At 39.0% G+C, this 19,937-nt stretch carries 22 protein-coding genes and 1 riboswitch; of the genes, 17 read left to right on the forward strand and 5 right to left on the reverse strand.

What is annotated here, in order from left to right; translation table 11 throughout:
• The first annotated feature begins 52 nt into the window (after positions 1-52).
• Entirely contained in the window at positions 53-646 is a 594-nt protein-coding gene (locus ABVZ64_RS04485) for a dienelactone hydrolase family protein (RefSeq protein WP_352399856.1), read from the forward strand.
• A 68-nt stretch (positions 647-714) separates the two neighbouring features.
• Here ABVZ64_RS04485 and ABVZ64_RS04490 read toward each other — a convergent pair whose 3' ends face one another.
• Entirely contained in the window at positions 715-2,856 is a 2,142-nt protein-coding gene (locus ABVZ64_RS04490) for a Tex family protein (protein WP_352399857.1), read from the reverse strand.
• A 21-nt stretch (positions 2,857-2,877) separates the two neighbouring features.
• Entirely contained in the window at positions 2,878-3,921 is a 1,044-nt protein-coding gene (locus tag ABVZ64_RS04495; RefSeq protein ID WP_352399858.1) for an MBL fold metallo-hydrolase, read from the reverse strand.
• A 172-nt stretch (positions 3,922-4,093) separates the two neighbouring features.
• Between ABVZ64_RS04495 and ABVZ64_RS04500 the strand changes: the two genes are divergently transcribed.
• The 14 genes from ABVZ64_RS04500 to ABVZ64_RS04565 all read left to right on the forward strand — a co-directional run bounded on the left by ABVZ64_RS04500 (position 4,094) and on the right by ABVZ64_RS04565 (position 15,118).
• Positions 4,094-4,294 (forward strand): helix-turn-helix transcriptional regulator, encoded by a 201-nt coding sequence (locus ABVZ64_RS04500; RefSeq protein WP_352399859.1) that lies wholly within the window; start codon positions 4,094-4,096, stop codon positions 4,292-4,294.
• Between the two features lie 14 nt (positions 4,295-4,308).
• Positions 4,309-4,464: a hypothetical protein gene (locus ABVZ64_RS04505; protein WP_352399860.1), complete on the forward strand. Its 156-nt coding sequence runs from the start codon at positions 4,309-4,311 to the stop codon at positions 4,462-4,464.
• A complete protein-coding gene (locus tag ABVZ64_RS04510; protein WP_352399861.1) occupies positions 4,454-4,891 on the forward strand; it encodes a DUF6773 family protein in 438 nt (145 codons plus the stop codon). The genes ABVZ64_RS04505 and ABVZ64_RS04510 overlap by 11 nt, the downstream gene beginning before the upstream one ends.
• 159 nt (positions 4,892-5,050) lie before the next feature.
• Positions 5,051-5,338 carry a 30S ribosomal protein S6 gene (rpsF, locus tag ABVZ64_RS04515; protein ID WP_313529845.1) on the forward strand — a complete coding sequence of 96 codons (288 nt, stop codon included), beginning with the start codon at positions 5,051-5,053 and terminating at the stop codon, positions 5,336-5,338.
• A gap of 15 nt (positions 5,339-5,353) precedes the next feature.
• A complete protein-coding gene (locus tag ABVZ64_RS04520) occupies positions 5,354-5,785 on the forward strand; it encodes a single-stranded DNA-binding protein (protein ID WP_313529843.1) in 432 nt (143 codons plus the stop codon).
• Between the two features lie 27 nt (positions 5,786-5,812).
• Positions 5,813-6,043: a 30S ribosomal protein S18 gene (rpsR, locus tag ABVZ64_RS04525; protein WP_313529841.1), complete on the forward strand. Its 231-nt coding sequence runs from the start codon at positions 5,813-5,815 to the stop codon at positions 6,041-6,043.
• A 316-nt stretch (positions 6,044-6,359) separates the two neighbouring features.
• Positions 6,360-6,539 carry a hypothetical protein gene (locus tag ABVZ64_RS04530; protein ID WP_352399862.1) on the forward strand — a complete coding sequence of 60 codons (180 nt, stop codon included), beginning with the start codon at positions 6,360-6,362 and terminating at the stop codon, positions 6,537-6,539.
• 273 nt (positions 6,540-6,812) lie between these two features.
• Positions 6,813-6,929, forward strand: a riboswitch (FMN riboswitch).
• A gap of 183 nt (positions 6,930-7,112) precedes the next feature.
• Positions 7,113-7,694 (forward strand): ECF transporter S component, encoded by a 582-nt coding sequence (locus ABVZ64_RS04535; protein WP_352399863.1) that lies wholly within the window; start codon positions 7,113-7,115, stop codon positions 7,692-7,694.
• Between the two features lie 333 nt (positions 7,695-8,027).
• The gene (locus ABVZ64_RS04540) at positions 8,028-9,101 is read left to right on the forward strand and encodes a D-alanine--D-alanine ligase family protein (protein WP_352399864.1); all 1,074 of its coding nucleotides are present in this window, start codon (positions 8,028-8,030) and stop codon (positions 9,099-9,101) included.
• 18 nt (positions 9,102-9,119) lie between these two features.
• Positions 9,120-9,923 (forward strand): glutamate racemase, encoded by an 804-nt coding sequence (murI, locus tag ABVZ64_RS04545; protein ID WP_352399865.1) that lies wholly within the window; start codon positions 9,120-9,122, stop codon positions 9,921-9,923.
• Positions 9,924-10,054: 131 nt separating this feature from the next.
• A complete protein-coding gene (locus ABVZ64_RS04550) occupies positions 10,055-11,122 on the forward strand; it encodes an HD-GYP domain-containing protein (protein WP_352399866.1) in 1,068 nt (355 codons plus the stop codon).
• 516 nt (positions 11,123-11,638) lie between these two features.
• A complete protein-coding gene (gene trxA / locus ABVZ64_RS04555; RefSeq protein ID WP_307884623.1) occupies positions 11,639-11,956 on the forward strand; it encodes a thioredoxin in 318 nt (105 codons plus the stop codon).
• 630 nt (positions 11,957-12,586) lie between these two features.
• Complete coding sequence (locus tag ABVZ64_RS04560) at positions 12,587-14,125, forward strand: L-lactate permease (protein ID WP_352399867.1); 1,539 nt, start codon at positions 12,587-12,589, stop codon at positions 14,123-14,125.
• Positions 14,126-14,176: 51 nt separating this feature from the next.
• Positions 14,177-15,118: an L-lactate dehydrogenase gene (locus tag ABVZ64_RS04565; RefSeq protein ID WP_352399868.1), complete on the forward strand. Its 942-nt coding sequence runs from the start codon at positions 14,177-14,179 to the stop codon at positions 15,116-15,118.
• A gap of 783 nt (positions 15,119-15,901) precedes the next feature.
• On the opposite strand, the gene ABVZ64_RS04570 is transcribed toward ABVZ64_RS04565, so the two are convergent.
• From ABVZ64_RS04570 to ABVZ64_RS04580, 3 genes are all read right to left on the reverse strand, one after another.
• The gene (locus tag ABVZ64_RS04570; protein ID WP_352399869.1) at positions 15,902-17,101 is read right to left on the reverse strand and encodes a vWA domain-containing protein; all 1,200 of its coding nucleotides are present in this window, start codon (positions 17,099-17,101) and stop codon (positions 15,902-15,904) included.
• 16 nt (positions 17,102-17,117) lie between these two features.
• Positions 17,118-17,930, reverse strand: a complete 813-nt coding sequence (locus tag ABVZ64_RS04575; RefSeq protein ID WP_352399870.1) for an AAA family ATPase — start codon at positions 17,928-17,930, stop codon at positions 17,118-17,120.
• 131 nt (positions 17,931-18,061) lie between these two features.
• Positions 18,062-18,322: an AbrB/MazE/SpoVT family DNA-binding domain-containing protein gene (locus ABVZ64_RS04580; protein ID WP_352399871.1), complete on the reverse strand. Its 261-nt coding sequence runs from the start codon at positions 18,320-18,322 to the stop codon at positions 18,062-18,064.
• A gap of 355 nt (positions 18,323-18,677) precedes the next feature.
• On the opposite strand from ABVZ64_RS04580, the gene ABVZ64_RS04585 reads away from it, so the two are divergent.
• Both ABVZ64_RS04585 and ABVZ64_RS04590 read left to right on the forward strand, forming a co-directional pair.
• Positions 18,678-19,253, forward strand: a complete 576-nt coding sequence (locus ABVZ64_RS04585) for a nucleoside recognition domain-containing protein (RefSeq protein ID WP_352399872.1) — start codon at positions 18,678-18,680, stop codon at positions 19,251-19,253.
• A gap of 4 nt (positions 19,254-19,257) precedes the next feature.
• Positions 19,258-19,794: a spore maturation protein gene (locus ABVZ64_RS04590; protein ID WP_352399873.1), complete on the forward strand. Its 537-nt coding sequence runs from the start codon at positions 19,258-19,260 to the stop codon at positions 19,792-19,794.
• Positions 19,795-19,937 lie beyond the last annotated feature (143 nt).

The raw sequence follows: 19,937 nt of genomic DNA on the forward strand, positions 1-19,937 counted from the left end.
ATATAATGGAGTAAATAAGAAAATGGTGATTTTATATTGAGAGGATAAAATATTGATTAGGCGGCAGACAAAAAAGCGGGAAGTAATTATTTTTCTACATGAGATTTATGGCGTGAATGATTTTATAAAATGTCAATGTCAAAAGTATAGAGATTTGGGGTTTGAGGTTATTTGTCCAAATTTACTAGAAAGACCTTCCTTTAGATATGAGGAGTCCAAAGAAGCGTATGATTTCTTTACCACTCATGTTGGGTTTGATGTGTATCAAGATGTTTGTAGCCTTATTGTAAATTTGAAGAAGGTGTATAATAAGGTTTTTATTCTGGGTTTTAGTGTTGGGGCGACCATTGCGTGGAGGTGCTGCGAAAATCCATTGTGCAGTGGCGTTGTGGCTTGTTACGGCTCGCGAATCAGGGATTATACAGACTTGAATCCCATGTGTCCAACTTTGTTATTATTCGCAAAGGAGGATTCCTTTGAAGTTGGTGCGGTTATGGAGAGCTTACAAGGGAAACAGGGCTTGTGTTCTTTTAGTATGGATGCAGGGCATGGTTTTATGGATCCATATTCAAAGCATTTTAATGATGCTCAAGCACAGCTTGCTGAGGAATTTATTATCCGCTTTTTAGCGGATGAATTAAAATAGGGAATTCTCTTTAAGGAGGATTCCCTATTTTGATTATAGAATATGATAATTCTGAAGCGCTAAGATACTTAGTCTATATTTTTCATAGTCAAAGCGATTCTTTTCTTATCAATGTCTACGGAAAGAACTTTTACCTTTACCGTATCACCCAACTTTACGGCTTCTAAGGGATGTTTAATAAAGCGGTTGCAAATTTGAGAAATATGCACCAAGCCATCTTGATGAACACCAATATCTACAAAAACTCCAAAATCAATGACATTGCGAACGGTACCCATTAAGACCATGCCTTCTTGTAAGTCCTCCATAGAAAGGACGTCACTACGCAAAATGGGTGCAGGTGCATCTTCACGGGGATCACGTCCGGGTTTTTCTAACTCATGGATAATATCCTGTAACGTAGGGATGCCAATACCCAGGGTTTCTGCCATTTTTTCAGGAGAAGGTATTTTTTTAGCTAGCTCTGTCACTTGCTTGTTTGCCACATCCTGAAGGGTATATCCGCAAGCCTGAAGGAGTTTTTCTGCCGCTTGATAACTTTCGGGGTGTACCCCTGTATGGTCTAATACCATGTCGCTTTCAGGAATGCGCAAAAAACCAGCACACTGCAAAAATGCCTTTGGCCCCAGTTTTGGAACCTTTAAAAGTTCTTTACGAGTGTTGAATTTACCGTTTTCTTCACGGTACAACAAAATATTTTTGGCTACAGTATTGTTGATGCCTGCAACATAAGAAAGGAGAGAGGGGCTTGCAGTGTTAAGGTCCACACCTACGCTGTTTACGCAATCCTCTACAACGCCACCCAAGGCCTCACCTAGACGCTTTTGGTTCATATCGTGCTGATATTGTCCCACACCAATGGATTTGGGGTCTATCTTTACTAACTCTGCCAAGGGGTCTTGGATTCTCCGGCCAATGGAAACAGCACTTCTTAAGGATACATCGTACTGAGGAAATTCTTCGGCACCCAGTTTAGAGGCAGAATAAACGGAGGCACCTGCTTCGTTGGTGATAATGTATTGAATCTTTCTATCCAAATTTTTCAACATTTCTGCTATAAATTGTTCAGATTCTCTTGAGGCTGTGCCGTTGCCAATGGAAATAAGCTCAACACCATAAGTTTCAATGAGTTCCCTCAATGTTTTTTCGGCTTCCGCCTTTTTATTTTGGGGAGGAGTTGGGTAGACAACAGCAGTTTTAAGGGGTTTTCCCGTTTCATCAATAACAGCAATTTTGCAGCCTGTACGGAAAGCGGGATCCAAAGCCAGTACGACTTTACCAACAATAGGAGGTTGCAATAAAAGCTGTTTTAAATTTTCACGGAACACACCTAAGGCAGACTCTTCCGCTTTTTCTGTAAAGTTGTTGCGCAGTTCTCTCTCCAACGAGGGAGCAATGAGACGTTTGTAGCTGTCCTCAATCACTTCTTGTAGAATTTCTCTGGTGTGACTATTTTTTTTGATAACATAGTGACCCATTTTCTCAAAAAGCTTTTCGTCCTCCCCTTGAATTTTTACGGATAAGAATCCCTCTTTTTCACCACGGTTAATTGCAAGAATACGATGGCCAGCTATGGTTTTTAGGGTTTCGCAGTAATCATAATACATTTCATATACAGATGGCTCATCCTTGATTTTTTGAGAGACCAAAAGGCCATATTTCATCCAATCCTCTCGCAGCATTTTTCTTAAATTTGCATCGTCAGATAGTTGTTCCGCCAAAATATCCTTTGCACCATCTAAGGCCTCTTGAATTGTAGAAACTCCCTTTTCTTCATCCACAAAAAGAGCAGCATATTCTTCTAATGGAGTCAAAAGAACTTGTCCCCAAATCATTTCTGCTAATGGCTCTAATCCTTTTTCTTTGGCAATTGAGGCCCTAGTGCGGCGTTTGGGGCGGAAAGGACGATAAATATCGTCAATTTCCGTTTGGGTCATGGCAGCATCCAGTTTTTTCTCCAATTCTTCGGTGAGATTTCCTTGCTCTGTGATAGAGGCTCTAACCTGTTCTCTTTTTTCTTCTAAATTCCTGAGGGCAATCAGTCGCTCGGATAGTTGGCGAATAATCTGATCATCCAGAGAACCTGTCATTTCTTTACGGTAGCGGGCAATAAAGGGAACTGTATTGCCTTCGTCCAGAAGTTTCACTGTGTTTTCAATTTGAGAAAATTTGATATTTAATTCTTCTTGTAAACGTTTCAAGATATCCATTTTTACTTTTACGCCTTTCTTTTATTTTTCATACCCACGCCAGTGCTGGTTCAGTTTCTCTTTGCAGGCTTCAGCGGTATTTGTTAATTTGTAGCCATAAAATTCATCCTCGGTTTTTTCCATTAGGTCTCGTTGAATTAAATAGTCCAGGTGGGACATAGTTTCACCTACGGCAAACCAACGTTGAGAGAGGGGGAACTCATCCCAAGTTTTGCCACGCATGGACCACTTTAAACAAGAGCCAATTTTTGTTGCATGAGCGTTGGGAAAATCGCCCACAGCATCAATGGTTTCTTCCAGTCGGATTAAGTGGTGATGAATGATTTCATCTATTCGTACATAAACATCCATCTCATTTTTTCTATGAGCAGGTAAAACTGTTTCCATGTCATAATTACGAATTTTTACCAAGCTATCTAGATAATTTCCCAATGAATCATCCACAGCTACCCAAGAGGTAATGTTGGGAGTAATATCGAACAGAATATGGTCACCAGAGAGCATTAACTTTTTCTCAGGCAGGTATAGACACATGTGCCCTGGCGTATGCCCTGGTGTGTAGACACATTGAAAGCCATAAGAGCCAACCTGAATCCGATCACCATCGTCCACGATTTCTGCGTCAAAATAATAATCGGGCTCAAAGCCTCTAGCGGGGTTTTCATCTTTAAGCCAAGCAACCTGTTCTTCGGTAAATCCTTCTTTTTGGTAAATACCATCAAAGGTATCCCAACGGTTTCCATTTAAAATCCAGCCTAAATAATCATGATCCTTTTTGCTCATGTAAATTTTTCCTGGATTTTCATGCATCACAGCAGGGGCAAGGCCAGAATGGTCAGAATGTAAATGGGTGAGAAACATATTTGTTTTTTCCCAGTTTACCTTTAATTCTTGCAACCCTTCCAATAACGCTACCTTGCATTCGGGGCGGTTAAAGCCTGTGTCCACAATTAGACTTTCGCCACCGTCTTGAATGACGTAGGAGTTTAAATTTTTGAGTGGGTTGTTGGGTAGCGGAACATCTATTTTATAAATCGTTGGATTTTCGTAAACTTTTGTAATCATGTAGGTTATCCTTTCGTCCTAAGTTTTGCTAGTTATATTATAAAGCCAAAGGGATGTTTAAACAAGCAACATTGCAAAAAGCAATTTATTTTACTTTTTATGCAATATATAATTGACATTTAGAAAAATATATTGTATAAATAAAATATAGAAAAGGGAAAGGGGCAAAAGAATGAAAAACTTAAAAATTAAGTCTGCCAGGGCAGCGTTAGATCTTTCTCAAGACGAGCTTGCTCAGAAAGTAGGCGTGACAAGGCAGACCATTGGTATGATTGAAGCAGGAAAGTATAATCCTACGCTAAACTTGTGCATTGCTCTTTGTAAGGCTTTGGGAAAGACATTGGATGAGCTTTTTTGGGATGAGGAAAAATAAAAGGAGTGGTCATCGTGTTAGTGCAGAGAATTATTGAGGATGAGTGCTTAGAAAAATCGAAAGGAAAACTGACAGAAGATTGGTTTATGGCATTTTGTTATTTTCGGGATAAGCTGGAGGAGAATGGAATGAAGCAGAAAAATGGAGGGAGTGTTTATTATGAAAATTAAAGATGAAAGATTAGAACAATCAAAAAATAAAATTATGGCAGAATTCATGCAGTTGGTGTATTTATTTATTGCCCTTTCCTTTATTGTAAAATCACTATATTTAAAGATGGATTTAGCACAATGCACCACCGAATATGTATTATTAATTGCTACGCCAATTTACCAAATGGTGCGTAGTCGCCAGTTAGGGGTGGTGCTTGCTACAAACCTTCATGATCAGATTAGCCCAAAAAAGAATATTATAGCGGCAATTATTGGTGTTGCATTTTTCTTTTTCTTTTGGGTTAGTAGTGGGCAGCAAGTTTCATTGGAATTTGCTTTTGGGTATATAGTAACATTTTTTGTTGTTTTTTTCTTAGTTCGAATTGTATTTGTTCGAATTGAGCAGCACAGAATGGAAAAATTGGCAAAAGAATACGATGATTAACAGATATCCCAAGAAAATATTGAGAAAAGCAAAAAAAACCTTGCAGTACAAGGGTATTTGTGATATGTTGTTTTAGTATCGGTATTTATGCCGATTTGTAAAAATCCTTGTTCTCCCAAAATGGGGAGAGCCATATGTCCAAAAGGAGGTGTAACCCACATGAACAAGTACGAATTAGCAATGGTTTTAAGTCCCGCACTGGACGAAGAAGGCAGAGTAGAAGAAGTAGCGAAAGTTCAGGCTACTTTGGAAAGATTCGGCGCGAAAATCGAAAAAGTTGATGATTGGGGCAAAAGAAAGCTCGCTTACGAAATCAAAAAAGTAAACGAAGGTTTCTATAGCTTCACAACATTCGAAGCTCCCGCTGATGCTCCCGCAGAAATCGAAGCACGTATGCGTATTATGGAAAACGTTTTACGTTATCTCATTATTCGCAAAGAGGCGTAAGAAGGAGGTAATCCTATGAACAAAGTGATTCTTATGGGCCGACTGACGAAGGACCCCGAAGTGAGATATTCTCAGGGGAGTGAACCTTTGGCTGTTGCCAGATACACTTTGGCGGTGAACCGCCGCTTTAAGCGCCAAGGCGAGCCCGATGCTGACTTTATCAACTGTGTATCTTTTGGTAAAGCAGGCGAATTCGCGGAACGATACTTCAAAAAAGGCCAGATGGTTAGTGTTGTTGGCAGACTCCAGGTTCGTTCCTGGGATGACAACGAGGGCAAGAAACGCTGGAGTACAGACGTAGTCGTGGAAGAACAGTTCTTTGCGGAAAGCAAAGCATCTTCCGAAGGCCATAGAGCCGATGCGCCTGCTGCACCAAAGCAGACTGCCCAAGACGATGGTTTCTATCCTATTGATGAAAGCATCGAAGATGACGATCTGCCCTTCTAAAATCCAGTAAAGAAGGAGGACGTAAACATGATTCAGAAAAAACGTGGTCGTAGAAAAAAACGCGTTTGCCAGTGTTGTGCTGATAAAGTAACAACAGTTGACTACAAAGATGTAAATAAGCTGAGAAGATATATTTCCGAAAGAGGAAAAATCCTTCCCAGAAGAATTACAGGCAACTGCGCTAAGCACCAGAGAGCGTTGACAACTGCTATCAAGAGAGCAAGACACGTGTCCCTGATGCCTTATACACAGGACTAATTATCAAAACCCTGAAATTTGTAAAAATTTCAGGGTTTTTTTCTTATTTATGATATAATCATTTTACTACCTACGAATTTATTGGTATTCCAATTTGAAATAAGAAAGTTTCTAATAAGGGTAGGGCTTTAGCCAAGGATGATAGTTACACTTAACTAAGGTTGTGTGGCATACAACGACTCTACCCAGATGGTGCCTAGAGGGCCGGATGTAAAATGAAATAGAGTAATGTTGCATAAAGAAATATAAAAAGAATGAGAAGGATTGCAGTGCGAAGGGTATCGTGGTTGGTGGAGAGAAAGGGGTTTGATAAGAAGTGTATATTCTAACATCATTAAACCAAATGGTTAGAAGTGCAGAAACCGCAAGCAATATTGCAGAACAAAGGCCTGAAATTTTGCCTTGGTTTTTAGGTTTTTTAATAGCAATGTTTTTATTAAATGTAGTAATTAGTAAATTTGTTGGTAAGAAGCCTAATCATAAAGCAAAAAAATAAGTTACCCCAAATTGAGTTGGACCATAGTTTTGTTATTAGGGGCAAAGGTTATGAAAGTTATGGACTTTTTTAGAAGCCCTTCATGTAATTAATCTTGGCGTCAATAAGCTAAGCAGTAAGGCCTTGAGAAGGTCTTGAGACAAAAACGCAAAGATATAGGCATTCAATGAAATGTTACAATTTGGTTTTGATTCCAATAGAATGCGAAAAAACGTGAGAATTGTTGTTGACAATCTTTTCACATAACTATATAATGAGATTGTAATTAAATATGAAATTCTTCAGGGCAGGGTGCAATTCCCGATCGGCGGTAAAGTCCGCGAGCGTTTTTACGCAGGATTTGGTGAGATTCCAAAACCGACAGTATAGTCTGGATGGAAGAAGAATAAAAGTTTGATGTTTTTTCGCATGGGGAAATTAGTTTTTTTGTTGCGAATAAACCTCAGCCTTTATTTTGCTTGTTTAGCCTGAAGATTTTTCAGGCTTTTTCTTTTGCTTTAAAAAGAAAAAGTTCGCTTACGTGTCTTGACGATGAGCCTGAAAATTCTAAACAAAAAATGGAGGAGAAGTAAAATGGAAAATGTATCAACAAAAGTAAATGTAACAAGGGACAAGAAAAAAATGTCCACAAGAATTATGGTGTCTTTGGGGATGCTTGCAGCAATCGCTGTTGTCTTGGTGGCGGCAATTCACTTTCCTTTAATTCCTGCTGCTGCGTTTTTGGAATATGACCCTGCGGATATTCCCATCTTAATCGGAACCTTTGCCTATGGCCCTGTGGCTGGATTGGTGCTTACAATTGTTGTTTCTGTAATTCAGGGGATGACAGTTAGTGCTGGTGGTGGTATTATTGGTATTGTCATGCATATTTTTGCCACTGGGGCTTGTGCTTTGGTTGCAGGTAGCATCTATAAAAGAAATAAAACGAGAAAGAACGCATTAATTGCCTTGGTTGCAGGTGCTTTGGTACAAACTGTTGCCATGGTAATCATGAATTTGATTTTCACACCGTTATTTATGGGTCAGCCTTTAGAAGTAGTAATTTCTATGTTGGTACCTATCGTAATTCCCTTTAACTTATTAAAGGCTGGTATCAACTGCACAATTACATTTTTACTGTATAAATCCATTTCCCATCTTTTAAAGGGAAATTAATGGGCTTAGGGATTGGTTCACCAATAGGGTGAAGTAAAATGGCTTTTGTTTTTGGCCAAGGGCATTCAATATTATTCAAAAAAATATTATGTGGATATGGGTTTTGATATTTTTTTGAGTAGAAAAATGCAACTGTGTTTTTGAAGCAAATATTCCTATACTATAAAATCAAGAGGGCGTTCCTTTGACTGAACACGAAGGAACGACCTCTTTTTTTGGGTTAAATTAAGCTGAAAAAGGGATTCATATATTTTTTTATTGTCAGCGTAAGGCAGATTGCATATAATGGTACTGATTGGACTCAGCTCGTAGGAGCAGAAAAGAGGTTTGTACATGAACAGAAAAACCGTGGTCGTATTATTTGGCGGGCAGTCATCGGAGCATGAAGTTTCTAGAAAATCGGCAACAACAATGTTGAATGCATTGGATAGCAAGAAGTATCAGGTCATTCCCGTTGGAATTACAAAAGAGGGGCAATGGCTTATTTATACAGGACCAACAGAACATATTAGTACGGGTCAGTGGGAGAAATATGCAACTCCGGCAATTATTAGCCCAGATGCAAAGCAGAAGGCGTTATTGAAGATAGTCAATGGCCATGTAAAGGTTATTCCTGTGGATGTGGTTATTCCTGCCCTCCATGGAGCTTGGGGAGAAGATGGGACGATTCAAGGTCTTTTAGAAATGGCTTGTATCCCCTACGTAGGCTGTGGTGTTTTATCTTCCGCTGTTTGTATGGATAAAGTGTTTACTAAATTAATAGCAAAAAATGCAAATATTCCCCAGGCAAAATACGTTTGGTTTACCAAAGAGGAACTGGGAGAAATAGAAAAAGTCGTAGAAAGGGTAGAAAAAAAATTAGGATATCCATGTTTTGTAAAGCCTGCCAACACAGGCTCATCCGTAGGGATAAGCAAATCCAAGGATCGCAATGACTTGGTAAAAGCATTGCAATTGGCAGCGGAGTATGATAGAAAAATTATTGTGGAAGAAGCAATTATAGGCAGGGAGTTCGAATGTTCCGTTTTGGGCAACGAGGACCCTGCTGTAAGTGGTGTTGGTGAAGTCCTATCAGCAGCTGAATTCTATGATTATGATGCAAAATATAATAATAGTGAGTCACGCACAGTGATTCCTGCACCAATTACAGAAGACGAAGAAAAAACAATACGAAAGATAGCAGCAAAAATTTATCAGGCTGTGGATGGCAGCGGTTTAGCTCGTGTGGATTTTTTCATTGAAGTGGAAACGGGGCGTGTTCTTTTAAATGAAATTAACACAATGCCTGGCTTTACTTCAATTAGTATGTATCCTATGCTTTGGGAGTCAGTTGGTGTAACAAAAACAGAATTGATGGATTGTTTAATCGAATTGGCGCTGGCCAAGGATAACGGCATTCGAGGCTAAGCAGAAAGAAGGAACCTTATGGATAAAAGACCAATTGGTATATTTGATTCAGGGGTGGGTGGATTAACTGTAGTTAAACAGGTGATGAAGGTCATGCCCCATGAAAACATCGTTTATTTTGGTGATACAGCTCGACTGCCTTATGGAAGTAAGTCAAAAGAGGTTGTTACAAAATTCTCTAAGCAGGATGTACGATTTTTGCTGACGAAAGAAGTCAAGGCAATTATAGTTGCTTGTAATACTGCAAGCTCAAACAGCTTGGAAGAACTACATCGTACTTTTGATGTGCCTATCTTTGGTGTGGTGGATGCAGGTGTAGCAGAAGCCCTTCGTACAACGCAAAACAAAAAAATAGGTGTAATTGGTACAGCGGGTACGGTACGCTCAGGCGCATATGAAAATATGATTTGCAAAAAGGATAAACAGATGCAGGTGTTTTCAAAGGCCTGCCCCCTCTTTGTACCTTTGGCTGAGGAAGGCTGGACAGAGAATGAAGTGGCACGCTTGGCCGCAGAAAAATATTTGGTAGAATTGATGGAAAAAGGCATTGATTCTTTGGTGCTAGGATGTACCCATTATCCTTTACTGAAGCGCTGCATTGGGACTACAGTTGGAGACAATGTGAAACTGGTGGATCCGGCAAAAGCAACGGCTAAGCAAGTGAAACTTTTCTTGCAGGAAAAAGGACTTGGAAACACAGGAGAAGCCTTGGGCAAAAGGGCATTTTATTTGAGTGACTCTACAGATATGTTTTATTCTATTTGCCAAAAGGCTTTAAAGCAGGGATATACGGCAGAGATTATTGATATTGAAAAATTTTAATCATAAGGGAAGGGTGTAGTGTAAAGAGTTTCATGTTTTACAGCACGTTTCCCTTTTACTGTACTTTTTTGAATATCCAAGTTTTGTAATTAATTGGACGTAGGGTTTAAAGTCAATGCAGGAGGAGAAACATGGCTATGCAAGAAAGGAAAACAATGCTAATAGTGGATGATGTTGAGGGAAACCGTGCCATTCTTCGTGGAATTTTTCAAAAGGATTATATTGTGTTAGAGGCTGAGAACGGTGTTGACGCCCTAAGTATGATTGGTATACAGGGAGATAATTTGGTGGCCATACTGCTGGATATGACTATGCCCAAAATGGATGGTTTTGGGGTTTTACAGGTTCTGCATGAACAGGGGTTTATAAAAAAAGTTCCCGTTTTTTTGATGACAGTGGAGTGTAGAGAAGAAACTACACTCCTGGCATACGAATTGGGGGTTATGGACGTCATTGAAAGGCCTATTGTTCCTCATGTTGTGAAAAAGCGAATTGAGAGTGTTATTGAGTTATGTAATATGCGAAATAATCTGAATGAGCAAGTAAAAATTCAAGAGATGAAGCTAGTTGAAAAAACCAAAGAAATCCAAGGTTTAAACAATGCAATAATTGTGACATTAGCCACGGCCATTGAGTTCCGAGATTGTGAAAGTGGTGAACATGTTAAGCGTATTCATGACTTAACACTTTTTTTATTAGAAAATACAAGGTTAAAAGAAGATCTTCACCAACAAGAGTTAGATAAGATTGCAACAGCAGCAATCATGCATGATGTAGGAAAAATAGCAATTCCTGACCAAATATTAAATAAGCCTGGCAGGCTTACTGAGGATGAATTTGAAATTATGAAAACCCATACGATTCGGGGGTGTGAGCTTTTAGACCAAATTCCAACGATAAATCAGAACGGGGTATACCATTATGCATATGATATTTGTAGACATCACCATGAACGGTGGGATGGAAAAGGATATCCTGATGGATTAAAAGGACAGGAGATTACACCATGGGCACAGATTGTTGCTTTGGCCGATGTTTATGATGCATTAACCAGTGAGAGAGTTTATAAAAAGGCTTATTCCCATGAACAAGCGTTAAAAATGATTTCCAATGGTGAGTGCGGGATCTTTAATCCTACGTTGCTCCAGGACTTTTTGGCTCTTTCCCAGGAGATACCAGGGATAATGCATACCCAGTAAAGGTGGAGCAAAGTGAAAGAATCTAAAAAGACTTTGCTATGGGTAATAGATGTTGAACCAGGTTAAAACTTATTTTTATTTCTAAGAAGAAAAATGTGGTAGAAGTTTGATGAGTATTGTGACATAGGGGAATGGATAGGTTTTGCATGGTTTTATACCCATGAGAGGTGCTAACAAGGACAGTTATAAACTTTATCCAAAACCTTAGGAAATATGGGGGCATGAAGATATCTCTCTTTTAAAGGAACTTAAATAAAGGAAAAAAGGGCAGGAAATATTCCTGTCCTTTTTTAAGGGGAAGAAGTAGAAAGAATGTTATTGTATGGGGGAGAATAACATCCTCGATAGTCATTATTGCCCGTTTGAAAATAAATATACATTTGCCAAAAAAATATATAAATAATAATTACTATTATTTAGTAAAATATATTGATTTATTTTTCTTTGTATGATATACTCACAAAAAGAATAAGTTTAATGGTTTTGGATAAAATCAGAAATAGGAGGAATGAAAATATGTTACAGATTAAATCAGATAAATTTCAAAAAGAAGTAATTGAAAGTAAAGTTCCTGTTTTAGTTGATTTTTCTGCTACTTGGTGTGGACCCTGCAAAATGATGGGGCCAGTTTTAGAACAACTTTCCGCTGAATACGAAGGGAAAGCAAAAGTATTTAAAGTAGATATTGATGAATCCATGGATTTAGCAGAAAAATACCAAATCATGAGTGTGCCCAATATGTTATTTTTCAAAAATGGTAAGGCCGTTGACGGTGTTGTTGGTGTAACACCCCCTGCTATCTTAAAGCAGAAACTGGACAGTATCGTCGAATAAAAAGTTAGCAATACATCTCCTCATAGATATTTAGTTGGGAGCACTGCAAGACAATTGTCTTGCAGTGCTTTTGTATTTTTTTTAATACAAATTCGTAGAAAAAAATATTTATATTTAGTATACAAAGTACCCAATGAAAGATTTTCATTGGAATGAATGTACGTGAATAAATACATTTTAGTGTAATTCCTTGGTATTTTTGTCGGTATCAATTTTGTTTTGCATAAAAATGTGTACAATTTAAGGAAAAACCATGAAAATAGCTGCATTGACACCTGAAAAAGAAAGTGGTATCGTTTTGTCATTCCATTTTTAAGAAAATAAAGCGAGGTTATTCCCAATGAATTGTTACGCATTTGAGACAACTCAATATGGTCTTGTGCAGATTATTAGCGCTATCCTTCTGGTCCTCCTGGTGATTATTTTGGGCAAAGAGAAGAATAGTGCTGATTGTCATGTGAAAAACCTCTGATATATGGGAAATAGGAGCGTAAAAGGCTCTTAGATACGAATGAGGAAAGGGATTCATGGCGATGGCCATGGGTCCTTTTGTTTTATAAAAATGGATAGGAAGTAGAAAACGTAGAATAGAAGATGATTTTGTATGAACAAAGAAAAAAGGAGATGGTAATGATGGATTTTGTAATGGCGATAAGCCCGTTGGTATTGATTTTGGTAGGTATCGTAGTCCTAAAGATGCCCGCGATGAAGGTTGCACCTTTAGGGCTGGTTTATATTATTGTTTTAGCATTTACCTACTTTAGTCCAGCTGACGTTGCCTTTAAAGACACCGTTGCCATGGTTGATGGTCTGTTATGGAAGGGCATTAAAGAAGGGGCAAAAATTGTAATGTTGGTTTTTTCATCCTTTTTGCTTTTAAACCTGATGCAAAGGTCGGGGGCGATGAAGCAGGTGCAAAATACTCTGGCGGATGTAACAGATGACCGTAGAGCCCAGTTGATTATTGTAGGGCTGATGGTTCCTATCTTCTTAGAGGGGGCAGCTGGGGCGGGTTCTCCGGCGGCAATTGCGGCACCCTTTTTGGTAGGATTGGGTTTTAATCCTATTGTTGCAATTGTGGTTGCCCTTCTGGGTGATGCAACTCCCTGTTCTTGGGGTGGTGCAGGTCTTACTACCATTACAGGTGGTGCATATCTGGTTGACCAAGGTATTAGCACCGCTGCTTTAAACTCAGCGATGGTTGGTAGAATTCATATGTTTGGTGTTTTTGTTATTCCATTTTTGATTGTTATGATTGCTTTTGGAAAAAAAGGATTTAAAGGGATTTTCCCTTATTTGTTCTTCTCGGGTACTACAACAGGGTTGATCATGTTTGGTTTGTCCAACTTTGTTGGCCCAGAAATCACTAGCCTTGGAACTGGCTTGCTATCAATTGTTTGTTCTGTTTTTTATTTGAGATTTGTAAAAATTAAAACGCCTGAGGAGTTTCGCTATAAGGCAGATACTAGTCTCCAGGGGGCAAGTGATGGTGAAACCCGACGGTATTCTTCCTTTCATGCATTATCACCTTATTTGGTATTATTGATTGCTTTGCCTGTGGTTCGTTACACAGTTCCATTCCCTATCCTTACTACGTTTGGATACATTGTTTGGGTGGATGTTGTAGTGTTTTTATGTGCTTGCATTGGTTGTATAATTTTGGGCGTTAGCTTAGAAGGCTTTTTTGATACGATGAAGCAGACCGCTATTCGCGTCATTCCCGTACTGGTTACCATGGGCTCGTTGTTAACGGTTTCTTACATCATGCAAAATAGTCAGACTGGTATGATTCAAATCATTGCCTCTACCATTGCGGATACCGCTGGTCAGTTCTATCCAGCTGCGGCAGTTGCCATTGGTTCGGCGGGCTCTTTTATTACTGGCACAGGTTTGGGTTCCAATATTATGTTTGCACCTATGCATTTGAACGCAACAGATATGTTGGGGTTGAATCCTATCACAGTTTTTGCAGGGCAGAATGCAGGGGCGTCCTTGGGTAATTTGATTTGCCCAAATAACGTCGTTGCTGCTTGCGCTACCGTGGGAGTAATCGGTAAAGAGGGCGAAGTATTAAAACGTACTTTGGCAGCCTTTGTGGTTATTCTTACAATTTACATGGTGTTAAGTATGGTTTATACACATATGATTTTCCCTACATTTGGTTTGTAATATTTCCCCAGAGGAAGTTTAATGAAATACATATTATTAGGAGGTCTGTAAATGAAGACAAGAAGTGTTGGTATCATCGGTGTTGGTCATGTTGGTGCGCATTGTGCGTATAGCTTATCGGTTCAAGGTATTGTGGATGAATTGATTTTAGTAGATATTAATGAGCAAAAGGCAATTAGTGAGTGTCAGGATCTGAGAGATAGTGTGGCATATCTTCCTCACCGTGTTGAGGTGCGCACAGGTGGCTACGCTGATTTAAAAGATTGTGATGTGGTTGTGGTTAGTGTTGGAGTTATTACAAAGAGCCAAAACCGTTTGGATGAGTTGAACGTATCCATTGGTATGGTAAACAGTTTTGTAAAACAGGTGGTTGATGCAGGATTTGACGGTATTTTTATTGTAATTACAAACCCTTGCGATATCATTGCAAGACAGGTACATAAGCTTTCTGGCTTTGACAAATCTCGTGTCTTTGGTACGGGTACAGGTTTGGATAGCTCTCGATTTAAAGCTGTATTATCTAGACAAATGGGTATCGACCATAAATCACTGGTTGCTTACACCTTAGGTGAACACGGTGACTCTCAGATGGCACCTTGGTCCCACGTCACAGTAAATGGAAAACCCCTCAAGGAGCTTGCAGAAAAAGATAAAAAGTACGATGTAGATAAAGCAGCAGTTTTAAAGGAAGCCACTGGAGGCGGTTGGGTAACCTTTGCAGGCAAGGGTTGTACAGAGTTTGGAATTGCTTCTACCCTTGCCCGTTTCGTATATGCTGTTTTCCATGATGAAAAGGTTGTTATGCCTTGTAGCACACAGATGAATGGAGAGTATGGTCAGCATGATATCTTTATCAGTACACCATGTGTAATTGGTAAGAATGGTGTGGAAGAAGTGTTTGAATTAAACCTTACTGAAGAAGAATTGGAACAGTTCCATCATTCTTGTGATGTAATTCGCACCAATATCGGCTTTATTAATGAAGAAGCCTAAGACGGCTATAATTTGTAATTTCCTATAAGATAAGAGTTTTTATAGATAAGTGGGTCTAAATATAGTTCTCTTTGATTGTAATGGTAATAAACCACCGGTTTATTTAAGCAAAAGCTTTTAAATCTAATATCCCTTATTTGGTTACCAAATTGTCTTTTGGCTAGGAAATGTAATCTGCTGGGAGTAATACTGCTTCATATGGAACGATCTGTCAGCTATAAAAAGGATTGCTGCACCCCCTAGGTGCTTCCCTCTACCCAATCCATTTTATAGTATATTGATGGGGTTGTAAAAAATGAAGGAGCAATAAGCCCCAAAGGAGCATTTCTGAAAATCATGGAAAGTTAAAACGCAGCATCCCAAAAGAGCCAAATTTCCTCCCAAATGTTTGATCTATTGGAATGGACTTATTGTAATAGCCAAAGGATAAGGCAAATTTTTGATTTTTGTTTTTTCCGATGATTGTGAGTTTGGTTACAACGCCATAGCGTTCCTAGCCAAGTCGCCATAAAAACTTTTCATTGTAAAAAATAGACACAGGCAAAGAGACATTTCTAATTTCGGGGTAGTATGAGGTTTTGAAGGGGACTGCACAAGAAGGGGAGAGACATTCACTTTTATAAAGTGTAATGCGTATTCCACTATTTTGAAGTTATTTTGGCCTGGACAAGTAAAGCTAGGCACAAAGAACTTGATATGGCTGTTGTGGTGTTCAGCCTTTAACAGGGCGAATAAAGGGCATATACCCATTCATATTGGTATATGCCCTTATTTTTGTGCCTCTTATCTAGAAACCATTAATTTTTTAAGTGCTGCATTCAAGTCGTCCAGGGACAGGCGGTACATATGAAAGTCTTTGTTAATAATATCGTAGGTTTTTGCCCACCATCCGCCCCAGGTTGGGCGTTCGGAAGGGTTTAACCAAATAATATGGGGGTATTTCTCTTTAAATCGTTTCAGCCATTCTAGGCCTGTTACCTGGTCTCTTACACCATAGGAGTAATAACTTGGGTCTAACAGCTCAGAAGGTTCCATCTGGGCATCTCCAACGATGATAACTTTATACTCGCTACTAATATTATTTAAAATCCAGTCTGTGGAGATAACAGATCGAGGGCGTAAGTCCGCCTCTGTATAAATCTTTGAATAAATACAGTTGTGGAAATAAAATACCTGCAAATCCTTAAAGTGGCTAGACTTGCTTACAGCCTGAAACAGTGAACTGCAAAGGCGGCTGTAATATTCCATCGAACCACCACTGTCCATAAGAAGAAGAAGTTTAACTGTATTTTTTCTTGGCTTTTCATAGACAACTTTTAAACTGCCTGCATTGTCACAGGTTTCACGGATTGTTCCATCGATATCGAATTCTGTTCTTGCTTCTTCAGTACGGGAAGAAAATTGGCGAAGCTTACGAAAAGCCATTTGAAATTGACGAGTATCCAGTGTGTTGTCTTGACGGAAGTCTCGGAATTTACGATCTCCTGCAACCTGAAAGGCGCGACGCTTTCCGCCTTCTCCACCAACACGGATACCCCTTGGGCTAAAGCCGCTATTGCCGAAAACAGAAACACCACCAGTACCAACCCAATAGCTACCGCCATTGTGTTCTTCTTTTTGTTCATCCAATCTCTCCAAAAACATTTTTTGGATTTCAGATTGGGACAGGAGATCGTTTTCCATTGCCCGATCCATGTCAAATTCTGTTCCTGGTGCATCCTTAGGGTTTTCAAGCCAATCTAAAAGTTCCTGGGGAAGCTCATCGGTAGCAAATTCCATATCTTTAAAGAACTCCAAAAAAGCCCCGTCAAATTTATCAAAGTCTGTTTCGCTTTTTACAAGAACACTGCGACAAAGATAGTAAAAGCCCGTAAAGTTGGACCCGTGAAGCCCCATATCTAACGCTTCAATCAGAGACATCCATTCGTTTAAAGAAACGTTCAACCCTCTGGATCGAAGTAGGTAAAAAAATGAAGTAAACATATAGGCTCACCTGCTTTTACTTTAAGAATCTTCTCATTGTGTCAATATCTTCGTTCTTTTTTAATAATACTCCGGCAAAGGGGACTTTTGCCTTAATCTTTTCAGGATCAATACCACCTAGAACCAAAGCTTGAATCCAGTCGATTACTTCAGAAGTACTTGGTTTTTTCTGAATATTGTATAATTCCCTAATCCAATAGAAGGTTTCTAAAACCTGATCCAAAAGATGATCTTCAATGTTATCATAATGAACCTTGATGATTTCTTTCATCTGTTCCTCATCGGGGAACTGGATGTAGTGGAAAATGCAACGACGTAAGAATGCGTCGGGCAATTCTTTTTCTGCATTTGAAGTAATAATTACAATGGGGCGCTGTTTTGCTTTTACTGTTTCTTTTGTTTCGGGGATATAGAATTCCATTTTATCCAATTCCCAAAGTAAATCGTTGGGGAATTCCAAATCAGCCTTATCAATTTCATCAATAAGCAAGATAACCTGCTCATCGGCGGAAAAGGCTTCACCCAATTTTCCCAACTTTACATACTTTTTAATATCGTCTACGCCTTCGTTGCCAAACTGGCTGTCGTATAGACGCTGCACCACATCATAAACGTAAAGGCCATCCTGCGCTTTTGTAGTTGACTTAATATTCCAAATAATTAGTTTTTTTCCTAATGCGGCGGAAATTGCTTCTGCCAACATCGTTTTTCCTGTTCCAGGTTCACCCTTGATCAGCAAAGGCTTCTGTAGTGCTATGGCGATGTTAACGGAACGCATTAACTCGTCACTTGCCACATAATCCTTGCTGCCTTGAAAAGTTGTATTCATGCTTTATCCACCCTTCGTTTGTATACAATTTAATTATAATAACATTATTTTATGGGAGACAATATGCTCTTGTCAATAAAAATACCGCTTTTCTTTCGGGGAAAAGCGGTATTTCGGCGGTTTTATGTAGTTTACTTCAGTTCAAGCCCAGCCAGCTTTGCCATTTCTAAGATAGATGCCTTAGAAATTTTTTTGCCTTTATAGTCGATAAGATCTTCCATACTACCGGAAAAAATATCGGCGGGTTCGTATTTCTTGAGCACAATGGAATCTTCCTCGACAAAGATTTCCAAGGAATCTTTAATTTCGATTCCCATATTTCTGCGTAGTTCGATAGGCAACACTACTCTGCCCAATTCATCCACTTTACGAACGATACCTGTAGATTTCATTTGTTTCACCTCTGGATTGTAATTTTCTTTTCAGTCCTCGACAAGTGTATAGCATAGAGAAAGTTTAGCATGAATATTGGCAAATTACAACAAAAAATTACTGGAAAGAATAGGTAAGTTCTTATTTTGCTGTAAGAATGTAATAAAAAATTGATGATTTTATAATTCTTTAGAAGTAAATAAGAAAAAAATTTAATTTTAATAAAAAATATAAATATTTGTAAACTAAGAGTGCTTTTTGTCGGGGTAATTGTGGTGGAAACAGAAAAGTAAAGTTTTCAGAAAGGCTCCAAGCATGAATAGATAGCATACAAACATACACTAAAACAATAGGAATCAAAGGAGGCGACAAACTTTGCTAGATGCAATATGGGGGTTTTTTATAATTGGTGGCATTTTAACTGCGGCAGCGTTGGGGCGCATGGATATGGTTACGGCAGCTGTGTTAAGTGGGGGAAAAAGCGCAGTTGAGCTGGCAATTACCATGGCTGGTGTAGTTGCAATGTGGTCTGGTATATTGAAAATTGCAGAAAAAGGAGGGATGATTGATCTCTTATCGGAAAAACTAACGCCCGCCATGGATTTTTTGTTTCCATCCGTACCTAGGCATCATAAGGCCAGACAGTACATAGCAGCTAACTTTGCTGCAAACTTCTTAGGGTTAGGATGGGCTGCCACACCTGCAGGTCTTATGGCCATGAAGGAATTGCAAAAGTTAAACCGAGAAAAAGAATGTGCTACAGGAGCCATGTGTATGTTTCTTACCATTAATATGTCATCCTTGCAGCTAGTTACAGTTAATATTTTAGCGTATCGAACAGAATATGGCTCAGCAGCGCCCGCTGAAATTGTGGGGGTGGGTATTGCAGCAACATTTATAACCACCCTGGTGGGCATCGTTGCAGCCAAAATAATGGATAGGGCAGGGTGATAAAATGATGCGATTATTATTAGTGATTTCAGATTTCATCATCCCCGTTACGGTTTTATTTATCGTGTGTTTTGGTTGTATGAAAAAGGTCAAATTGTACGAAACTTTCTTAGAGGGAGCAAAGGATGGCTTAAAAACAGTAATTGATATTTTACCCACTTTGATTGGGTTGATTGTTGCTGTGGAAGTTTTTCGCGCCGGCGGGCTATTAGATATTTTGACAAATTTGATACGCCCCTTGGCGGATCAAGTGGGTTTTCCAGCAGAACTGGCACCCCTTAGTTTGATACGTTTGGTTTCATCCTCTGCGGCCACAGGACTTTTATTGGATATTTTTCAAAATTTTGGTCCTGATTCTTTTTTAGGACGGGTGTCGTCTGTCATGATGAGTTGTACAGAAACGGTGTTTTACACTATGAGTTTGTATTTTCTTTCCATAGGAATCAGGAAAACTAGATATACTCTGCCCTGTGCATTGGTTGCAAACTTTGTAGGGGTGATAGCAGCTGTTGTGTTGGTACAAATGGCTTTTGGAAATTGAATTTGAAAAATCGAAGGGCTTATTATATAATAGAAAAGAAATAGAATAAAGCTGTCGATCAAAATGGATATTGTGAAATAAAGGGAAGCGCAGTAGTGATTTTTCGGCAGTCAATGTGAATACTTAGATATAAATGAAGTCTT

The organism is Anaerotignum sp. (genome assembly GCF_040307045.1).
Lineage (GTDB): Bacteria > Bacillota > Clostridia > Lachnospirales > Anaerotignaceae > Chakrabartyella.